The sequence below is a fragment of the Mucilaginibacter lappiensis genome (genome assembly GCF_900155965.1).
GTDB lineage: Bacteria > Bacteroidota > Bacteroidia > Sphingobacteriales > Sphingobacteriaceae > Mucilaginibacter > Mucilaginibacter lappiensis.
Window position 1 is genome coordinate 16,051 of sequence record NZ_FTMG01000025.1, and the last position, 19,636, is coordinate 35,686.

Here is a 19,636-nt window from a genome sequence, read left to right on the forward strand (position 1 = left end):
TGCAACAAAATACAGAATACCAAACTGACATTAAAATGGGATTCAGAAAATTTATAAATTCTAAAACATTACTATCGTTTATCACAGCGTTTATGCTTTTGGGCACAAACCTGCTGATGGCGCAAACAGAAGCAGCGGCAACTACCGGAGGGCAAACTGATGCCCCACAGGTTGATTGGACTGGTGTTGCGTACTATGTGCTTTTATTTTTCCTGGTATGCCTTGGCGTAGCTGTAATAGGTAAAATTCTGAAGATATACGACCTTACACTTAAAATACAAGGTAAAAAAGGAATGAAATGGAACACAGTAATGGCAGTAATTTGCCTGGTGTTCTTATTAGCAGGCATATATGGTGCATACTGGTCGTTCACGGTTCAGGGTAGCATGACCCTGCCTGAGGCTGCATCTGAGCATGGTGTTAAAATTGATGAGATGTTTACCGTCACTACGGTTTTAACCATGATTGTGTTTTTTATTACCCAGATATTGTTGTTTGGATTCTTATTCCAATACAGGCATTCTGACAAGCGCAGGGCTCACTTCCTGCCGCATAACAACACCATTGAAAAGATTTGGACAATTGCACCAGCCATCGTATTAACGGTCTTGGTTGTATTTGGCTTTTTCACCTGGCAAAAAATAATGAATACTACAGATACCAAAGGCGATATCAATATTGATATTACCGGTCACCAGTTTGCATGGGAGCTTCGCTACCCGGGTAAAGACGGTGTGTTGGGTCCTAAGGATTTCAGAATGGTATCTGCCGCTAACAAATTAGGTGTTAACTTCAAAAAACGCAGCAGCTTTGATGACTTACAGGTTGATACCATGTACTTACCGGTAAACAAATCAATCAGGTTAAATATCCAGGCATTAGATGTAATTCACTCTGTTTATATGCCTCATTTTAGGGTTCAGCTTAATGCGGTTCCGGGATTACCAACCTTCTTTAAGTTTACCCCAACCATTACTACCGCGCAAATGCGCACCCAGCTTGACGATCCTAAATTTGAATACCTGGTTTATTGCAATAAAATATGCGGTGGCGGTCACTATAACATGCAAAAAGTTGTACGTGTGGTTACCGAAGCCGAATACCAGGCCTGGCTGTCAAGACAAAAACCTTACTTAAACGATGCTTTAAGAAAAGAATTGCATTTTGCCGCTGCGGATCAGCCAAAAACAGAGTCACAAAATAGGTTAGCGTTAAATAATTAATATAGAAAGAGAAGCGATATGTCAACATTAGCAGTTCACGACCACGGAGTAGCACATCACGACGATCACGGTCACGAACATCATCATAACCAATCGTTCCTATCTAAATACGTATTTAGTATGGATCATAAAATGATTGCCAAGCAATTCCTGATCACAGGGATCACCATGGCAGTTATTGCAATGATATTGTCTATTTTGTTCAGGATCCAGTTAGCTTATCCTGATAAAACTTTCCCATTGTTAACCACATTGTTAGGTCGTTTTGCACCTAACGGTCGTATAAGTGCCGATTTTTACCTGTCGCTGGTTACCATTCACGGTACCATCATGGTATTCTTTGTGTTAACAGCCGGCTTGAGCGGTACTTTTGCCAACTTGCTGATACCGCTTCAGGTAGGTGCACGTGATATGGCATCGCCGTTCATGAACATGCTGTCCTACTGGTTCTTCTTTATGGCCAGTGTGGTGATGTTATCATCGTTCCTGGTTCAAAAAGGCCCTGCCAGCGGTGGCTGGACAATTTACCCACCACTGTCAGCACTGCCAAAAGCGATGCCGGGCTCGGGCGAGGGTATGACCCTTTGGCTCATCAGTATGGTGATGTTCGTAGCATCCTCATTAATGGGTGGTATCAACTACGTAAGTACCGTATTAAATATGCGTACAAAAGGTATGGATCTTTGGAAAATGCCTTTAACTATCTGGGCTTTATTCCTTACTGCTATATTAGGTATCCTGGCATTCCCTGTGTTAGTTGCAGGTGTGGTGTTATTGATATTTGACCGTAGCTTTGGTACCAGCTTCTATCTGTCAGACATTGTGTTGAATGGTGTACAACAGCCTTATGAAGGTGGTAGCCCAATCTTGTTCCAGCACTTGTTCTGGTTCCTGGGTCACCCGGAGGTTTATATCGTAATTATGCCGGCGATGGGTATCTCATCAGAAGTAATGTCTGTAAACTCACGTAAACCGATCTTCGGTTACCACGCGATGGTTTACTCTCTTATAGGTATCACCGTATTATCATTTATCGTATGGGGGCACCACATGTTTGTGACCGGTATGAATCCGTTCCTGGGTGGTGTGTTCATGATCACTACGCTGATCATCGCGGTACCATCGGCGGTAAAAACATTTAACTGGCTGGCCACCTTATGGCGCGGTAATATTAGGTTTACGCCTGCTATGCTGTTCGCTATTGGTATGGTGTCATTCTTTATATCAGGCGGTTTAACAGGTATATTCCTGGGTAACGCTGCATTGGATATTAACCTGCACGATACTTACTTTGTGGTAGCTCACTTCCACCTGGTAATGGGTTCGGCGGCTATATTTGGTATGCTTGCCGGTGTTTACCACTGGTTCCCTAAAATGTTCGGAAAAATGATGGACGAGAAATTGGGCTATCTGCACTTCTGGTTAACTTTTATTGGTGCTTACCTGGTGTTTTTTCCAATGCACTTTATGGGTCTTGATGGTGTACCACGTCGTTACTATGCCTTTACCGAGTTTGTAAGCATGCAGCGTTGGTTAACCGTAAATACCTTTATTACATGGGCGGCTATCATGGCGGCTTGTGCTCAGGTAGCATTTTTGTATAACTTCATCACTTCTATATTCATTGGAAAAAAAGCTACCCAGAATCCATGGGAGGCAAATACCCTGGAATGGACAACTCCTGTTGAACATTTACACGGTAACTGGCCTGGCGAAATACCAACCGTTTACCGTTGGCCATATGATTACAGCAAGCCAGGTGCCGAAGAGGATTACATCCCGCAAACAGTTCCTTTCTCACAAACGATGAGCTCAAACCAAGCTCATGACTTTGAAGATAACCCTAAAGGTTTAGAAGAACTGAACAAGTTTAACAGCACGTTGAAAGCAAACGAACAAGTAAAATAATTTTAGTGGTAAGTAGTGAGTGGTGAGTTTGAGTTATGAGTTTTTAATCGGGAACTCACCACTCAAACTCACCACTCACTGTTAACTACTCACCATTCATGAGTATATCCGCATCTAAAATTCGGTTCCAGAAAGTCACTCTCTTAACAATCATCATACTTTTTGTTTTGATACTGGCCGGTGGAGTTGTGCGTAGCTCAGGTTCAGGAATGGGTTGCCCCGATTGGCCAAAATGCTTTGGCAGGTATATTCCGCCTACCAGCAGCGCCGATCTTCCCAAGGATTACAAGCAAAAATATGTGGATCTGCGTTTGGCCAAAAATCAACGCTTTGCCAAAACACTAGATGTATTCGGTTACAGCGACCTGGCCAAAAGGATCCGTGAGGATAAGTCTATCTTACTTCCGGAAGAATTTAACGCTGAAAAAACCTGGACAGAATATATCAATCGCCTTATAGGTGCTATATCCGGCGTGTTCTTGTTTTTATCGGCCGTATACGCCTTCAGTTACTGGAGCAGCAGCAAGCGAATAGCTCTTTTAAGCCTGTTTAATTTTGTGTTGGTAGGCTTTCAGGCATGGTTAGGATCTATCGTGGTATCAACTAACCTGGTATCCTGGATTGTTACAGTACATATGCTATTGGCATTGGCTATATTAGCTATATTGATATATACCTATCACCGTGCTAAGGTGCTTGGCAACAATAAATTAAATACCGGTATGCTGGTATATATTATCACATGGCTTGCTTTACTGGCCAGTATTTTCCAGATAGCTTTTGGTACCGAGGTACGCGATCAAATTGATGCCGTGGCTGCTCATTTTCAGGGTGGGTACCGCAATAACTGGATCAGTAGTGTGGGTGAAATATTTACACAGCACCGCGATATGGCCGTATTGGTACTGGTGCTCAACGTAATGCTGTATGCTTTAATACGCAAAAACTTTGCTCGTCATTCTGTACATCAGCAATTGATGAGCTTTACTTTTTTAATGATCATGCTGCAAATAGTAACCGGTATATTATTATCCTACTGGGCCTTGCCACCGGCTGCGCAAGCTTCGCATATTGTGCTGGCGAGTCTTATTTTCGGGGCACAGTTCTATTTGCTTTTAAATTTATATAAACCAGTTAGTGTTAGGGGGATAAGCCGATGAAGTGGAGTGATTTTTCAAAACTGGTAAAAATGCGACTCACCCTTTTGGTGGTGTTTTCGGCATCTATATCCTTTTTAATAGGAAGTAAAGCGAATGGTCATATCGACTGGATTAACTGGATTAAATTAATCGTAGGCGGCTTTTTGGTAACCTCGGCGGCAAATTGCTTTAATGAGATCATCGAAAAGGACCTGGATAAACTGATGAAGCGTACCATGGATCGCCCGATTCCATCCGGAAAAATGAATACCGGTCAAGCGCTTGTTTTGGGTTTGGGTATGGGCATGGCTGGTACCTATTTGTTGGGTAGCCTTAACCTGTTAACCGGTTTGCTATCTGTATTTTCTATTTTGTTATACGCCTTTGCTTACACACCATTAAAACGTAAATCGCCTATAGCCGTTTTTGTAGGCGCTATACCCGGGGCATTGCCACCGCTTATTGGTTACGTAGCTGCGCACGAAAGAATTGATGAGATTGCTTTGATCCTGTTCGGAATACAGTTTGTATGGCAGTTTGTGCATTTTTGGGCCATTGCCTGGGTGCTGGATGATGATTATAAACTGGCTGGCTTCAGGCTATTGCCAACCGGTAACCGTAATGCCGGAAGTGCCATAATTACCTTTATATTTGCAATCATATTGCTGCCAGTAAGTTTACTGCCAACCATTTACGGTTACGGTGGTTACTATGTAGGCGGAGTTTCTTTAGTTTGCAGTTTAATATTCTTATACCAGGCATTTGGCCTGTTACGCGCACAGTCGGTAGAGGCCGCCCGCAAATTAATGTTTGGCTCCTTTATGTATTTGCCTGTAGTGCAGTTAATGTTTTTATTTGATTTTATAGGAAAAGTGAAATGATGGCTCAGATTCAAAAAAATAACGACAGGCTTGATCTGGCTCCCAAAAAATTCAACATGTGGATATTTATATTCACCTCGTTTATGTTTTTTGCGGCTTTAACCAGCGGGTTCATCGTTTATAGTGGTGGGAGGGGGCATGGCCTTAATGTAATTATGCCCGATGCTTTTAAATACAGCACCGCCGTAATTATCATCAGCAGTATTACCTTATTTTTAGCCTCCAGGGCAGCCAAACAATTACAATTTGCCAAACAGCGACTATTTTTGTGGCTTACCTTTGCGCTGGGCGTAGCGTTTTTTGCCATACAGGTTTATGCCTGGTATGTATTAACGTACAAAATGAATGTGTATCTTACAGATCCTAACGCATCCCGCTCATTTGTTTATATCTTTACAGGGATGCACTTATTACACATAATTGCAGCTATATTGTTACTATTGAATACCCTTGCAGGTACATATAAGAACATTCCGCAGGTGCGGAACCTGTTTAAAATGGAAATGACCTCTATTTTTTGGCATTTTCTCGGAATTATATGGATTTATCTGTATGTTTTTTTACTTTTGAACCAAAATTAATACACCCATATTTAAGTACAAATGAGTACAGCAGTATCACAAATTGATGAAATAAAAACAACTCCATGGTCTGGAGGGAGATCACCCTTCAATGTGGAGTACGGAAAAATAATGATGTGGTTCTTTCTCCTATCGGATGCATTTACCTTTTCGTCATTATTGATTTCTTATGGTGCATTACGTTTCAGCGCAAGCGTATGGCCGGCGGCTGATAAGGTTTTCCAGTCGGTACCTGGTTTATATGATAGCGGCAAGCCTTTAGTCTTTGTAGGTTTAATGACCTTTATTTTGATCGTTAGCTCGGTTACCATGGTATTAGCTGTGGAAGCGGGTCATCGTAACTCTAAAAAGGAAGTGATAACCTGGATGATTTTAACTGTTGTTTTCGGTTTTATGTTCCTGGGTTGCCAGGCATTAGAGTGGAGCCACCTGCATCATGAAGGTTTTTGGTGGGGAAGCACTCCTAACGCCGAAAAACTGAAGGAGTTTTTTACAGGGGGGACTGAAGTAACGCGTCATTTAACTGCTCAGGAATTTGCTAACTTATTCTTTACCATCACTGGTTTTCATGGTTTCCACGTATTTACCGGGGTTATCATCAATATCATCATTACCGTTAACGTACTGTTGGGTACTTACGAAAAACGCGGTAGCTATTTAATGGTTGAAAAAGTAGGCCTTTACTGGCACTTTGTAGACCTTGTTTGGGTATTCGTATTTACATTCTTTTACTTAGTATAAAAATATTTCATATGTCATCAGATTCAAAAGAAGTTCACCACGAAGAAGGCGATCATCAAACAATGACGAAAGGGAGAATCCTTAAAGTAGCGGGTATTCTGACGTTCATTACTGCTATAGAGTTTATTATAGCTTTATGGATGGTGCCTTCGGGTACTTTACCAATACAGTATGCAAACCCTGTATACATTGTTTTAACCTTGTTTAAAGCGTTTTACATTGTGGCTTTCTTCATGCACTTAAAGTTTGAGAAAATGGGTTTAGCCCTGTCTATCATCGTGCCGATACTATTCATTATAGGTTTAATCCTGGTATTGACTAACGAAAGCCATCACTGGATTACACTGAGGGGATAATGGCCGCAATAGCGAAAAAAATTGTAATCCTGGTGCTCATATTAGCAGTGCCAGGATTTTTGTATTATTTACTCACCGCTAAAGGTAAAAACAGGTATAAACCACTGGCCATTTACGGGCAAAAAATAGTGGCCAAAACCGGGCACCAATTTCACGGTAAGTACATACCTGATACTATTTATCACCAACTGCCTGCCTTTAAGCTTACCGCGCAGGATGGCAAACCAGTAAGCGATTCTACCTTTAAGGGTAAAATCATGGTGACCGGATTTTTTTACACGCATTGCCCAGCGGTATGCAGTACCATTAACCGTAACATGAGTTATTTGGTAGATACTTATCGCAAAAACAAGATGGTGTATTTTACATCCATTACGGTCGATCCGCAGCGCGATTCTGTATCGGTATTAAAAAAATATGCGGATAGCTTTAAGCCTGCATCAAACCGTTGGTTGTTTTTAACAGGCGATACCACGTCGATCTACAGCTTAGCCCGCCAAGGTTTCCTGGTTAATGCCATAAAGGAAAGCGACGACGATTTTATTTACAGCGATAACCTGGTACTGATTGATTCTGAAAAACGCATTCGCGGTTATTATAAAGGTGCCAATACCAATGATATTAACCGCCTTACCGACGAGATCAAAGTATTAATTGCCGAAGAGTTACGCAAAGTTGATAAACCGCTTTATTGATTTCGGATTTCGGAATTTCGATTTCGGATTTTTGCCAGTGTTAAAGAAGCCTTCGTCGTTTAGGATTTAGTGCTTAGAGTTTAGTTCTTAGGATTTAGAATTTACTTTTATACAATATGACTGATAAATTTATATTCCGTTTTGTGACGGTTATTACCATAGTAGTGATAGGGCTGGTAATTTTGCTCAACAGGCATTTGATACCGGGCCCTGCTGTCGCGCCGGCTTTTACGCCTTATTTGCCTATGCTTAACGCTGTATTGAATGGCACCTGCACCATACTGTTACTGGTGTCGTTGTACTTTATCAGGCAGGGTAATATCAAGGTGCATAAAAATTTGAATATCCTTACTTTTACCTTGTCGGCATTGTTCCTGGTATCGTATGTGTTGTTTCATTACCTCATGCGTAACGAGATAGTATATGGCGATATCAATGGCGATGGCATACTATCTGATTCAGAACGCAATGCTGCCGGTGGCATGCGTACTTTATACCTGAGCATCCTTACTCCGCACATTATATTGGCTGCAGGTGTATTGCCGCTTATATTACTCAGCTTTCACCGCGGCTTGCAAATGCAGGTGGCTAAACACAAAAAACTGGTACGCTGGACGTTCCCGATATGGTTATATGTAACCGCATCGGGCGTTATCGTTTACCTGATGATACGACCGTACTATCATTTTTAAAAAGAGCATGTCATTTCGACCGGAGGGAGAAATCTTCTGCGGTGTGCTATCTCCGCTTGTCTCGTGAAGAAGATTTCTCCTTGTACCTCGTTCGAAATGACATATTTGGTTTCAGTTTTATTTATACTGCACATTTTTAATTAAATTTGCCCTTATGAAAACAGGCTTCAAAATTATATTGTTTGTATTTGCCCTGGGCCTTATGGTTTGCAGCAGGCAACCTGTAAAAGCCCAATGCGCACAGTGTGCCGCCACGGTTGAAACCAATGCCAAAAATGGTGGCGATGCCGCCAAAGGTTTAAATAATGGTATTTTATTTTTATTGGGTGCACCCTACCTGGCAGCCGGTGTTGTTGGCTTTATCTGGTATAAAAAATATCGCCGTAAAAACGTCGACCTCAACATACGTAAAGAAAAACTGCACCTCAATTAAGGTGCGCGGTTTGTGTTGCCGGGGTCGTGTGTAATGTTTACTGTTATCCCGAACCTCGTTCCTCGAACCCCGACCCATACAAAACATAACCAAAAATGCCGCCAACTCCCAAGTCATGGGCTATGCTTCATTGCAAGTGTCCGCGTTGCCGCAGAGGGAATATGTTTCAGGGAGGCGCTTATAGCTTTTCTAATAAAATAAACCTCAACTGTCCGCATTGTAATTTGTATTTTGAAATTGAGCCGGGATATTTTTATGCCGCTATGTATGTGAGTTATGCTTTAAATGTAGGTGAGGCATTGGGCCTGGCCTGGCTCACTTTTCTTATCTCCCATAATGCGGACTCGCCCTGGTTGTATCTAAGTGTCATAATTTTGGGATGCTTTGCATTGGCGCCTATAAATTTCAGATATTCGCGTGTACTATTGTTATATTGGTTATCACCCAAGATACATTACCAGCCATATTTAGATACCGATGATAAACCAGGAAAGTCTTGAATTTTTAAAGGATCTCGCAGCAAACAATAACCGGGAATGGTTTTCAGAGAACAAAGGGCGTTATGAAAAAGCCCGTGAAAATGTAATTGAGTTCACCTCCGAGCTACTGGGCGAAATGCACCAGGTAGATCCGGCCATCGACGAAGCGCTCGATCCCAAAAAATGCGTGATGCGTATTTATCGCGATATCCGTTTCCGGAAAGATAAAACACCTTATAAGATCAACTTTGGCATCAGCCTGCCCACACAAGGGATAAGATTGGGCGGAGCCGAATATTATTTACAGATACAGCCCGATGGTAACTCCTTTATTGCCGGCGGCTACTGGATGCCCGAAGCCACGCATTTAAAAGCCATACGCCAGGAAATTGATTACAACGCGCATGATCTGAAACAGATTATCGATGCCCCGGAATTTGTTAGGCTGTTTGGCAATTTCAGAGCGCAGGAGCAACTCAAAACTGTTCCGCAGGGATATAGTGCTGAAAACGAAAATATCGACCTGCTGAAGCTTAAAAGTTTTATAGCCTGGCATAAGATAAGTGATAAGGATATCGTTAAGAAGAACGCGGCGAAGCAAATAGCCCAGGAATGCAAGCTCATTTACCCGCTCAACGTTTTTTTAAGGAATGCAATGGCATAATTAGTTGGTTTTAAATTTTAAATTCTAAATTAAAATAAATCCGAAATCGAACATCCGAAATCCGAAATAAAAATAATCACAATGAAGATCACCTACTACCTGTTGGCCCTGGCTTTGACTCTTACCCTTTATTCCTCCTGTAAGATCATGTCGCCGAAGGCTTACAAAGCTTTGATTGCCGAGCGCGATTCCTTAACTACCCGTACCGAAACATTGGAAACCCAGGTTTTTCAACTCAAGGCCGATACCATGCGCCTGCACCGCGAGCTAGCCGATTTGAGTAATAACAACAGTGCCCTGAACAGCAACCTGAACACCAGTTCGTCGAAATTAAGACGTCTGGCCGCCGACCTGGAAAAACGCGAGGCCCGTTTAAAAGAGGTAGAAGATATTTTGCGTAAACGCGATGAAGCCGCCAACGCGCTCAAAAATAAATTGCAGCAGGCCTTGCTGGGTTTTCAGCAGAGTGGTTTAACGGTTGATATCCGTAACGGCAAAGTTTATGTATCCCTGGCTGATAAGCTGCTGTTCCCATCGGGCAGTATTGTTATTGACGATAAAGGTAAAGCTGCCCTGAAACAACTGGCCGTAGTGCTGAACAAAGAACCTGATATTAACGTGGCCATTGAAGGGCATACCGATGATAAAAAGGTACTTAACCTAGGCCAGATCAAAGATAACTGGGACCTGAGCGTGCTGCGTGCCACCTCGGTAACCCGCTATTTAACTGAAGTTGAAAAGGTTGATCCGCACCGGTTAACAGCCACGGGCAAAAGTGAGTTTCAGCCCATCGACACGGCTCCAACCAATGAGGCCCGCGCCAAAAACCGCCGCATTGAAATTGTGCTCACCCCACGATTGGATGAGTTGTATAATTTGATAACTAAGTAGAAGCCCCCCAACCCTCTGAAGAGGGGGAACAGGAACACACAAAAATCGTGTCATTGCGAGGAGGAACGACGAAGCAATCTCCTCGCAATGCTATTTTGAACTGCCAGGAAAATTTCGTATATTTATAAAACAAAACAGCCCGGTACTCTACAAATAAGAGTGCCGGGCTGTTTTGTTAAGAGGAAAAACAGTCAAAAAACGACTGTTTTTTATGTAGTTATTTGACAATCAATAAATTAATGCTTTTTAAAGTTTCAAAAGTTGCGTAAAACCGGGTTGAAATTTGTTAAAAAGTGTTAAAATGAGGTTTTTTCGGGCAGTTTTTGAGCGATTTTTACCCGTTTTCAGTCCGAAAAATGTTAAAATTTAAGGTTTAAAAAGTTTAATCCACCTCTTTCATCAGGGTATTGAACATCACAAACTTTTCATCAAACTGCTGCTGATGGATAGCCTGAAACTTGTGCAGGTGATTCATATAAAATTCCTGGAATTGCTCAATGCTATCGGCATTGTACTGGATACAATAGGTAACCCCTTCGTTTGGTGAGTCGATAACCGTTAGTATCTTGTAGGAGTTGAAACAGCCAGTAGCCATTATAGCGGGTATATGAAAAGTCTTGATCCAGTTAAGCCACTCATCGTGAATGGTTTCTTCAATTATTATAGTGTCGTTGTATACAATCATGGTGCTGCAAAAGTAGTTATTTGGTTCATTAGTTCATTGGTTCACTTGTTCATTAGTTGAATGCGTACTGCCCGATGAACTATTTAACGTGAGCCCTGGGTAAGCAGTTCAGGTTATTTAAAGGCTCCCCGAATACTTTGCTTAAAGCTGATCAATGTAAACCCCATTATTTATGGTTTACACTGTAAACCGTTTTTTTTGATATAAAATAAGTTAATTAATTGATTATCAATAATTTGAAACAATGTAAACCATAAAAAGTGTAAACCATGTAAACCCAATTTTAACATAGCAGACATCGGGATCAGGTTTGCATTTCTTATCCCGAACTCGCGTTATTTACTAATAAACTAATGAACCACTCAGGAATCGGCCTTATCGCCCCGTAACAGCCTAAAACGTTTGCGTGCTTCATTGATCCAGAGGCTTCCTGGATAGTCTTTGACGATCTTTTCATACCAGATTTTGGCACTGGCTTTATCATCGAGGCGGTTTTCATAGATATCACCAAGCATAAAAACGGCGTCATCAGCCCATAGATCATTCGGGTGTTCGTCGACTATTTTTTTCAGGAGGGGTACAGCACCGGCATAGTTCTTCTGCTGTATCAGTATCCTTGATTTCGACATCAGGATATCATCGCTCAGGGTGTTGTTCGGGAATTTTTTGTCGATGCTGTCAAGAGTCATCACGGCCTTGTCTGGCTGTTCAGCAAATATCAGGAGATCGGCCCTGGCATATATTTTCAGGGCATTACCTACGCTATCGGCTACGGTATTGTCATTGATCAGCAGCTGTAAATTAAGGGCATCATTAGCAATTAATTGCGATGTGGCGGCTTTGAGCACATTAAGCTGGCCTTTGGCCCAGGTAAAGTCGCCGGTGTAGTAAGCCAGTTTGGCGTTCCTGAATTTGGCATCCTGGTTAATATCTGTATTGGGAAAATCTTTTTCTACCTGGCTATACAGTAAAGTAGCTTCCCAGGGTTGCTTATTAATAAGGTATATATCGCCCAGGTCAAGCTTACACGAAGCCAGCAGTTCGGGCCTGATATTAGGAATGCTTATTGCGTCCTCGAGTAACTTTTGGGCATCATTTAGCTTATGCAGCTTAAAAGCTTGCAGATTAGCCAGTTTCTGCATGGCAAAAACGGTGCTGTTGTTACGACCGAATTCGGTAACCAAGTCGTTATAATCCTGTTCCAGGCCGGTCAGGTCGGCAGGTAGGTATTTGCCCGAGGTTACTTTTAAATTTTTAGTATTGATAAGCTCGATCTTAGCTGGGATATACATAGGTGACGTTTTTCCCTTGCTAATGATATACTCATACCCACGGATAGCGGCATCATAAGCTTCATTCGAGTTGAGGGTACGGCAGAGCTCAAAAATATTGGTGCCATCGTCATTTTGCCGGCGACTTAAGGCCAGCGCCTGGTTAAGGGCCAGGTCAAATTCCTTTTGCTGCATAAATTGCCAGCTAAGCAGTTCGGCATATATCGTTTGCTGCGGATCTTTTTGTATGCGCCGCAGCAGGTTCGATTTCAGCATATTATAATCGGGTTCACCTTCATAAATGGTTGAGAAAGCGTTTTCGGCCTGGGAAATAAAATTGGGATTTGCCGGTAAAAAGTTCAGGTATTCTTCGGTAAGGTTTACCTTATCCCGTTTAAAGCGATAAAGATTGATCAGTTCATAGGTAAACGCCTCATTATTATTGAGCGTTTTGCGGCCCTGCTGAAATATCTTTATCGCATAATCCAAATTAGCGCTCTGGTAAAATTGCCCGGCCAGCATCGCTATTTCATTACGGTCGGCAGGCAGGTTTTTGATTAAATTATCATAAATGGCATCGGCCTTGCTTAGGTTACCCTGTTGCGTGTACACAGTGCCCAGCGTGATCTGGTACTGATTTTCGTTAGGGTGTTTACGTACCAGCTTTTTGACCACGCTTTCGGCCTCATCAAATTTTTTAAGACTAAGCAGGGTGTTAACGTAGTAGGAATAAAAGCCTTCGTTGTCCTGTTTGTATAGTTTTTGGTATATATCCAGTGCTTTTTGAGACTCGCCACTAGCGGCATATTGCTTGGCTAATTGCAGATCATTATCCTGAGCAAAAAGCCGGGTGAACATCACCAAAACAATAATAACAGTATTTATTAAAGCCCTCATCTGCTCAAAAATAGTCAATTAATAATTACCACGTTTCGGCGAGATTATTTTAATATCATATAACGTTATACGTGGGTAAAATTGTAGTGACATTTTGATAACATTAAGTTATTTAGCTAATTTGACCAGAATAATAAAATTGGGGTGATTACCATGTTGGGCCGATTAAGACATCTATTGTTAATTGTTTTTATACTAACCTTATATTCCTGTAAGAATAAAGTAAGGCAAATTCCTATTGCCGATTTTTTTAGGGCTCCTGAAAAGATGTTTTATAAACTATCACCCGATGGCAAGTATGTATCTTATTTGAAATCATACAGGGAGAAGAGAAATCTTTTTATACAGTCGCTTAGTGATGGTAAAGAGCAGATGGTGACCTCTTTTGATCATTTTTCCGTACGCCCGGATTATTTCTGGACTTATAATGACCAACTGGTTTTTAGTCACGAAGGGAGGGACTTTGACAGCTATAAGATGTATGCGATTGATGTGGACTCTTTGAAGCTACGTACCGTGTTGAGCTTGAATAAGGTAAAGGTTGCCATGCTTAACCGCAGTAAGAGCGAGCCTGATGTGATCACTATTAAAATGAACCAGCGTGATCCTGCTAATTTTGATATCTATCGCCTTAATATAAAAACAGGTGAATTGAAGCCTTATCTTATTAATCCGGGTAATATAACAGAATGGTTTCCTGATGCTGACGGCAAAATACGCCTGGTTAAATCATCCGATGGTGTAAATGAAACCATTTCATACCGGTCAGATGACGATGCTCCTTTTAAACCTATTATTGAAAATAACTTTAAAAATTCGGTAAAACCAATTGCTTTTACGGGTGTAAAAAACTATTTCTACGCCCTGTCTAACGTTAACCGCGATAAAACAGCCCTGGTTGAGATCGATGCCGAAGATGGTAAAGAGCAAAAAACTATTTTTAGCTGTAATAAGGCTGATATATTGAATGTAGAGTATTCGAGGAACAAACATCAGGCTGAGTTTGCCACATGGGAGGATTCAATACCGCATAAGCACTTTCTGATACCTGCTGTTGAGCAAATATATAACAACCTGCTGCAACGACCAGAGCTGGCGGGGAATGACATAAAGGTGATAGATAGAGATAGCGCCGAAAACAAGTTTATCCTGAATACTTATACCGATCGAAATCCAGGGTCTTTTTATCTGTATGAAAAAAGCACAGATAAACTGACCAAACTAGGCGATGTTAACCCCAATTTAACACCTGATAAGCTTTGCGCGATGCAGCCTATCTCCTACAAGGCTCACGACGGTTTGTTGCTAAATGGATATTTGACTTTGCCGCAAGGCAGTAAACATACTAATTTACCTGTGGTAGTTATACCGCATGATGAGCTGTGGCGTAACCGGGACTCCTGGGGTTATGATGAGCGTGTACAGTTTTTAGCGAACAGGGGATATGCTGTTTTCCAGGTAAACTATCGTGGTTCAACTGGATATGGGAAAGCCTTCAGGAGTGCTGGATTTAAGCAGGTTGGTGGTAAAATACAAGACGATATAACTGATGGGGTACATTGGCTTATAGCGCAAAAGATAGCCAATCCCAAAAAAATAGCCATCTTTGGTAATGGCTTTGGTGGTTTTTCGGCGTTATATGGTATATCATTTCATCCCGAGCTTTATAATTGTGCCGTGGTACAAAACGGGCTCATTAACTTTTTTACTTTTATTAAGGATGCACCGCCGTTTTTGAAACCTTATTTAAAAATGATATATGAAATGGTTGGTAATCCCGAAACAGATGCCGATCAGCTTAGGGCTATTTCGCCGGTGTTTCATACAGATAAGATAAAAGCTCCTTTAATTATTTTCCAGGGGGCTAAAGATCAACGGGCCAATATCAGTGAGCTTAACCAGTTTGTGCGCGAACTACGTAAGCGAAATGTTGATGTAAAATACTTTTTAAAACCCAATGAACGGGCTTTTTTCAGAAATGAGCATAACCGCATGGAAATGTACGCCGAGATAGAAAAATTCCTGGATTACAACATGCGGGTTAAACCATAATACCCCTTATGCCTGTACATAGAAATGCTTACCGCAAAAGTTTTTTGCTGATCATCATATTTTTGGTGCTTATATCGGTAACTTTTGTAGTAGCACTTTTTGTATCATATAACCTTACAGCAAAATATGTAGAGAATGAGTTTGGTTCAAAAAAAATTGATGTATTGGAGCAAACTATAAAACCATATAATGATTTTTTTCAGAATAAGATACCCGAGATCACCTCATACCAGGGCTTTTTAGATTCTGCCTCGGCGGCCAAATATGCGGCATCAGTTTTTCATGACTATGCCTTTGTAAGAAGCATCGTTTTTTATGATGTATTGATAGGTAGTAAAGCCCCTATCACTATCCGCAGGAACAATCTGGACATATCCGTCAGATCGATATATCAGTATTGGTATAAAAAAGGGAAGGTATTTGGGGCTAAAAGGATCAGTCCGTCTGATGAGTCGGACTTTAAAGAGATGGCGGTAAAACTCAATAATTATATCGCTTTTTCTGATACAAGTCGTGTATCCAGCCAGGATGAGCTGTTTAAAACATTTTGGAATGTAAAACCCAATAAGATCAGTTATACCAATATATTAAGGCGTGAGGATATTAAAATATACCGCGATCTGCAACAGCGCAATACCGTTAAGGCGTCGTACAAACAAAACATGATGACTTTTCATCTCGATCCGTACCAGTTAAAGATAAAAAATACACATCATGAGTTGTATCAAAATGTATCTATACAACCCGTTGTTTATGATCCTGTTGATAGCGAAGGCGATAAACTGATAACCGAAGTTTCGTTCCCCGGGTCGTTTTCTGATTATAAGTTATATTTTAGTTCAGAGCATGGTTACCTGGCCAACGAAATTAATAAGCGTTTTATGCCTATTGGCGCAGTGGTTTTATTAATATCGCTTTTTTTGGTGCTTATCGGCTGGCTCATTTACCGCAATTTAAATGTCAATATCAAGCTGTTTAAACTGCAGTATGACTTTATCAATAATTTTACCCATGAGTTTAAAACACCTGTAAGCGTTATAAAAATTGCAGGGTCAAACCTGCGTGGTGATGGTGAGCTTACCGAAAGGCAACGTAAGCATTATGGCAAAATATTGGATGAAGAGGCCGATAAGCTCAACGACCTGATGAATAAACTATTGTCATTTACCCAGCTTGAAAATAAATCTATTACCCTCAAAAAAGAAGAAATAATGGTGGAGGATTTTGTAAGCCGGTATACGGAAACATTTAAAATAAAATACCCCGATTTTAAATTAAATGCCCAAATAACTGGTGTTCAAACCTTTTATACTGATCCGGTGTTGTTGGGTAGTGTGTTCCAGAATCTGATCGAAAACGCTTATAAGTACTCCCATCCGCAAAAAAAAGAATTGAGTATAAATATTACGCATAAAAAGGGTGATATTGTATTTTCATTTGTTGACAAAGGAATAGGTATACCTAAAGAAGAGGTAAACAATATATTTAAGAAATTTTATAGGATAGAGAATCAGTATAACCAAAACGGGAGTGTGGGCTTGGGTTTGGCATTTTGTAAAGAACTGGTTAATTTTATGGATGGCGAGATAGTTGTTCACAGTAAAGTTAATGAAGGTTCGGAATTTATAGTTACGCTTCCATATGAAAATTAAAATATGAATAAAGAAATCAAAATTGCACTGGTTGAAGACGATGAAAATCTACGTTTCCTGGTAGCAGAACGCTTACAATCTGAAGGATACAAAGTATTGGAAGCCGATAATGGCGACGATGCTGAAACTATTATACTGGATGAACAACCTGATATTGTATTGCTGGATTGGATGTTGCCCGGAAAACCGGGATCGCAGGTATGTGCCAATATCAGAGAAAAAGGGTATGATAAATTGATCATCATGATGACGGCAAAGGCTCAGGATGTTGATAAGATAGAAGCGTATAATTTTGGTGTCTCCGATTATATTACGAAGCCATTTAATATGGATGTGCTGGTGGCTATGATCGACAATAAGATCAAATTCTCGCTCAATAGTGAAAAATCAGAGTCGTATCGTTTTGCCAATATGGAACATTTGCCTAATACCCACTTGTTGATCAGAGATAACCGCAAAATTGAACTGACCATATTGGAGAACCGGATATTGCTTTATTTTCTGAAAAACAAGAACAAGGTGATCAACCGGGAAGAACTGATGATGGAAGTTTGGGGCTACAATGCCGATGTAAATACACGCACCCTGGATATGCACATTGTGCGCCTGCGTAAAAAGATCGAAACCAATGCCGATTCGCCGCAATACCTGCAAACGGTAAGGGGAATAGGGTATAAGTTTGTATATAATCAATAAGGGAAAAATACTAATTATCTTCACGCGTCATTGCTAGGTACGAAACAATGACGCGGTTTTTGTTTTAAAAGTGGGTTTACATGGTTTACATAATTTATGCTTGACATTGATTTAACTGATTGATAATAAGTTAAATAAATTTATTTTCTATCATTTAATGCATTTATATGTAAACCATCTTTTTCCGATACACATTGGCCACAATAAAATCATTAAAAAAAGTTTTTTCATCAACTACAGCATAGCTATTGGCAGTAAAATGAGTCTTTATCTCTGGTAATTTACCAGCCTCAATACCACAGATTAATCTGAAAAAAACAAACATGCTTTTCAGTAAAAACAGCTGCCACCACTTGCCAGTAAGCTGAAAATCAGCATTAAGCCACAAGCTCTGTGGTTTTAATAAATTGTGAATGTGATTAAATACGGTCTTTAGCGTTTGTTCTGTAAAATTATCAAACAGGAAGGGGGTAATCACCACGTCAAAGCCAGGATTGAGGTTTACTTGTTCAATGGCGTTTTGGATATAAGCTATCTTGTTACCTCCGGTGTTTCTTTTTTTTGATAGCTCCATCATTCCTGCTGCGACTTCCACATAGGTGATATGCAGACCTAATGGGTAAAGTTTTGTGAGTTCTTCTAATATCCAGCCGGTACCGCCGCCAACAATAAGTATATTAGAGTTGGGTTTAATAAAGCCAAGAAGATATAACTGGGCATTTACCAATGCACGACCATAAACCAGACGGGAAAGGCGGTCATAAAACCAGGCTGAATTGTTAAAGTTAGCAGCCATACGTATTTAATGACCAATAAGCAATCGGAATACCACTAGTACTATATATTGTAATATGAGCACACCGTCCATAAAAAAGAAATAGTAATACTCATTTTTTTTCCATGCCGACTTAAATATGAGCCAGCCAGTTAAAATAACGGTAACGGTTAAGGCCCAAAAATCGGTACTGAAACCATTGCCCCTGAACAGAAACAACAAAACAACATAGCCAGCAAGTAAAATCTGGCAAAATAAATAGGCATTTTTTTCGCCCCAGGCTACGGGGATGGTTTTAAGTCCCTGTTGGCGGTCGTCAAACAGATCGCGGATATCAAAGGGGATAGTAAGCGCGCCAATAAATAGAAAGCGTTTGGCTATCAGTATGGTAATATCATGCATGGAGATATCATTGGTATGCAGGTGGAGTACCTCTAGTACCGGGAACAATACACAACTCAATGTCCATACCAATGTGATCAGGAATGGCTTTAAACCGGGTATATTGCGCAAGCCAAATTTATGATCACCAATAGTAAAGAGGGGCAGCCCATAGCTAAAGGATAAACACCCTAAAAAAATGAGCAGTATCTTTGATTCGGTAGTGATCAAAAAAAACAGCGGGATGAGGGATAATAGAGAAACAATAGTAAAGGTTACCATGAGCCTGTAATGGCCAAAAAACCATCGTACCCGTTTATAGGGTGATGACTCGGGGTTTTTGGGTCGCGTAATAAGGATACAAAAATTGTAAATACCCAGGGTTGACGAAAATAGCAACCCTAAAACAGGAAACATCGGTTTTGCACCGATTAACTGGAAGGTAAGCAAGGCCTGCGCGACAGCGCAAAGCGACATGAAAATATTACTGAAAAGCAGAAAATCAAAAACAGGTTGAAATATTTTTTTCATTTGTTATGAATAT

At 40.8% G+C, this 19,636-nt stretch carries 19 protein-coding genes; 15 read left to right on the forward strand and 4 right to left on the reverse strand.

The features are described from left to right. The first annotated feature begins 35 nt into the window (after positions 1 to 35). The 12 genes from BW976_RS27665 (at position 36) to BW976_RS27725 (ending at position 10,683) form a co-directional block, all read left to right on the forward strand. Positions 36 to 1,223, forward strand: a complete 1,188-nt coding sequence (locus BW976_RS27665; protein ID WP_076378726.1) for a cytochrome c oxidase subunit II — start codon at positions 36 to 38, stop codon at positions 1,221 to 1,223. Positions 1,224 to 1,241: 18 nt separating this feature from the next. Beyond that, positions 1,242 to 3,131, forward strand: a complete 1,890-nt coding sequence (locus tag BW976_RS27670) for a cytochrome c oxidase subunit I (protein WP_175614198.1) — start codon at positions 1,242 to 1,244, stop codon at positions 3,129 to 3,131. Positions 3,132 to 3,229: 98 nt separating this feature from the next. Next, positions 3,230 to 4,291 carry a COX15/CtaA family protein gene (locus BW976_RS27675; protein ID WP_076378730.1) on the forward strand — a complete coding sequence of 354 codons (1,062 nt, stop codon included), beginning with the start codon at positions 3,230 to 3,232 and terminating at the stop codon, positions 4,289 to 4,291. Further along, on the forward strand, positions 4,288 to 5,151 hold the full coding sequence (gene cyoE, locus BW976_RS27680; RefSeq protein WP_076378732.1) for a heme o synthase: 864 nt from the start codon (positions 4,288 to 4,290) through the stop codon (positions 5,149 to 5,151). Before BW976_RS27675 ends, cyoE begins: the two co-directional genes overlap by 4 nt. Then, positions 5,148 to 5,732 carry a cytochrome c oxidase subunit 3 gene (locus tag BW976_RS27685; protein WP_076378734.1) on the forward strand — a complete coding sequence of 195 codons (585 nt, stop codon included), beginning with the start codon at positions 5,148 to 5,150 and terminating at the stop codon, positions 5,730 to 5,732. Before cyoE ends, BW976_RS27685 begins: the two co-directional genes overlap by 4 nt. 21 nt (positions 5,733 to 5,753) lie before the next feature. Further along, positions 5,754 to 6,473 carry a cytochrome c oxidase subunit 3 gene (locus BW976_RS27690; protein WP_076378736.1) on the forward strand — a complete coding sequence of 240 codons (720 nt, stop codon included), beginning with the start codon at positions 5,754 to 5,756 and terminating at the stop codon, positions 6,471 to 6,473. Between the two features lie 11 nt (positions 6,474 to 6,484). Then, the gene (locus BW976_RS27695; RefSeq protein WP_076378738.1) at positions 6,485 to 6,829 is read left to right on the forward strand and encodes a cytochrome C oxidase subunit IV family protein; all 345 of its coding nucleotides are present in this window, start codon (positions 6,485 to 6,487) and stop codon (positions 6,827 to 6,829) included. Continuing rightward, positions 6,829 to 7,524, forward strand: coding sequence for an SCO family protein (locus BW976_RS27700; RefSeq protein WP_076378740.1), 696 nt, complete (start codon positions 6,829 to 6,831; stop codon positions 7,522 to 7,524). The genes BW976_RS27695 and BW976_RS27700 overlap by 1 nt, the downstream gene beginning before the upstream one ends. A gap of 116 nt (positions 7,525 to 7,640) precedes the next feature. Then, positions 7,641 to 8,216 carry a DUF420 domain-containing protein gene (locus tag BW976_RS27705; RefSeq protein ID WP_076378742.1) on the forward strand — a complete coding sequence of 192 codons (576 nt, stop codon included), beginning with the start codon at positions 7,641 to 7,643 and terminating at the stop codon, positions 8,214 to 8,216. 154 nt (positions 8,217 to 8,370) lie between these two features. Next, on the forward strand, positions 8,371 to 8,649 hold the full coding sequence (locus BW976_RS27710) for a hypothetical protein (RefSeq protein WP_076378744.1): 279 nt from the start codon (positions 8,371 to 8,373) through the stop codon (positions 8,647 to 8,649). A gap of 477 nt (positions 8,650 to 9,126) precedes the next feature. Further along, entirely contained in the window at positions 9,127 to 9,792 is a 666-nt protein-coding gene (locus BW976_RS27720) for a DUF2461 domain-containing protein (protein ID WP_076378748.1), read from the forward strand. Between the two features lie 81 nt (positions 9,793 to 9,873). After that, entirely contained in the window at positions 9,874 to 10,683 is an 810-nt protein-coding gene (locus BW976_RS27725) for an OmpA/MotB family protein (protein WP_076378750.1), read from the forward strand. Positions 10,684 to 11,065: 382 nt separating this feature from the next. Here the strand turns inward: BW976_RS27725 and BW976_RS27730 are convergent, their stop codons facing one another. Together BW976_RS27730 and BW976_RS27735 are read right to left on the reverse strand one after the other, a co-directional pair. Next, entirely contained in the window at positions 11,066 to 11,368 is a 303-nt protein-coding gene (locus tag BW976_RS27730; protein ID WP_076378752.1) for a DUF4286 family protein, read from the reverse strand. Between the two features lie 362 nt (positions 11,369 to 11,730). Next, a complete protein-coding gene (locus BW976_RS27735) occupies positions 11,731 to 13,536 on the reverse strand; it encodes a tetratricopeptide repeat protein (RefSeq protein ID WP_084192376.1) in 1,806 nt (601 codons plus the stop codon). Between the two features lie 267 nt (positions 13,537 to 13,803). Between BW976_RS27735 and BW976_RS27740 the strand changes: the two genes are divergently transcribed. The 3 genes from BW976_RS27740 to BW976_RS27750 are packed head-to-tail and all read left to right on the forward strand — an operon-like array spanning position 13,804 to position 17,936. Further along, a complete protein-coding gene (locus BW976_RS27740; RefSeq protein ID WP_175614199.1) occupies positions 13,804 to 15,588 on the forward strand; it encodes an alpha/beta hydrolase family protein in 1,785 nt (594 codons plus the stop codon). An 8-nt stretch (positions 15,589 to 15,596) separates the two neighbouring features. Beyond that, on the forward strand, positions 15,597 to 17,240 hold the full coding sequence (locus tag BW976_RS27745) for a sensor histidine kinase (RefSeq protein ID WP_076378756.1): 1,644 nt from the start codon (positions 15,597 to 15,599) through the stop codon (positions 17,238 to 17,240). A 3-nt stretch (positions 17,241 to 17,243) separates the two neighbouring features. Continuing rightward, positions 17,244 to 17,936 carry a response regulator transcription factor gene (locus tag BW976_RS27750; RefSeq protein WP_076378758.1) on the forward strand — a complete coding sequence of 231 codons (693 nt, stop codon included), beginning with the start codon at positions 17,244 to 17,246 and terminating at the stop codon, positions 17,934 to 17,936. A 163-nt stretch (positions 17,937 to 18,099) separates the two neighbouring features. Here the strand turns inward: BW976_RS27750 and BW976_RS27755 are convergent, their stop codons facing one another. Together BW976_RS27755 and BW976_RS27760 are read right to left on the reverse strand one after the other, a co-directional pair. After that, the gene (locus BW976_RS27755; protein WP_076378760.1) at positions 18,100 to 18,732 is read right to left on the reverse strand and encodes a class I SAM-dependent methyltransferase; all 633 of its coding nucleotides are present in this window, start codon (positions 18,730 to 18,732) and stop codon (positions 18,100 to 18,102) included. 6 nt (positions 18,733 to 18,738) lie between these two features. Beyond that, the gene (locus tag BW976_RS27760) at positions 18,739 to 19,623 is read right to left on the reverse strand and encodes a UbiA prenyltransferase family protein (RefSeq protein ID WP_076378762.1); all 885 of its coding nucleotides are present in this window, start codon (positions 19,621 to 19,623) and stop codon (positions 18,739 to 18,741) included. Positions 19,624 to 19,636 lie beyond the last annotated feature (13 nt).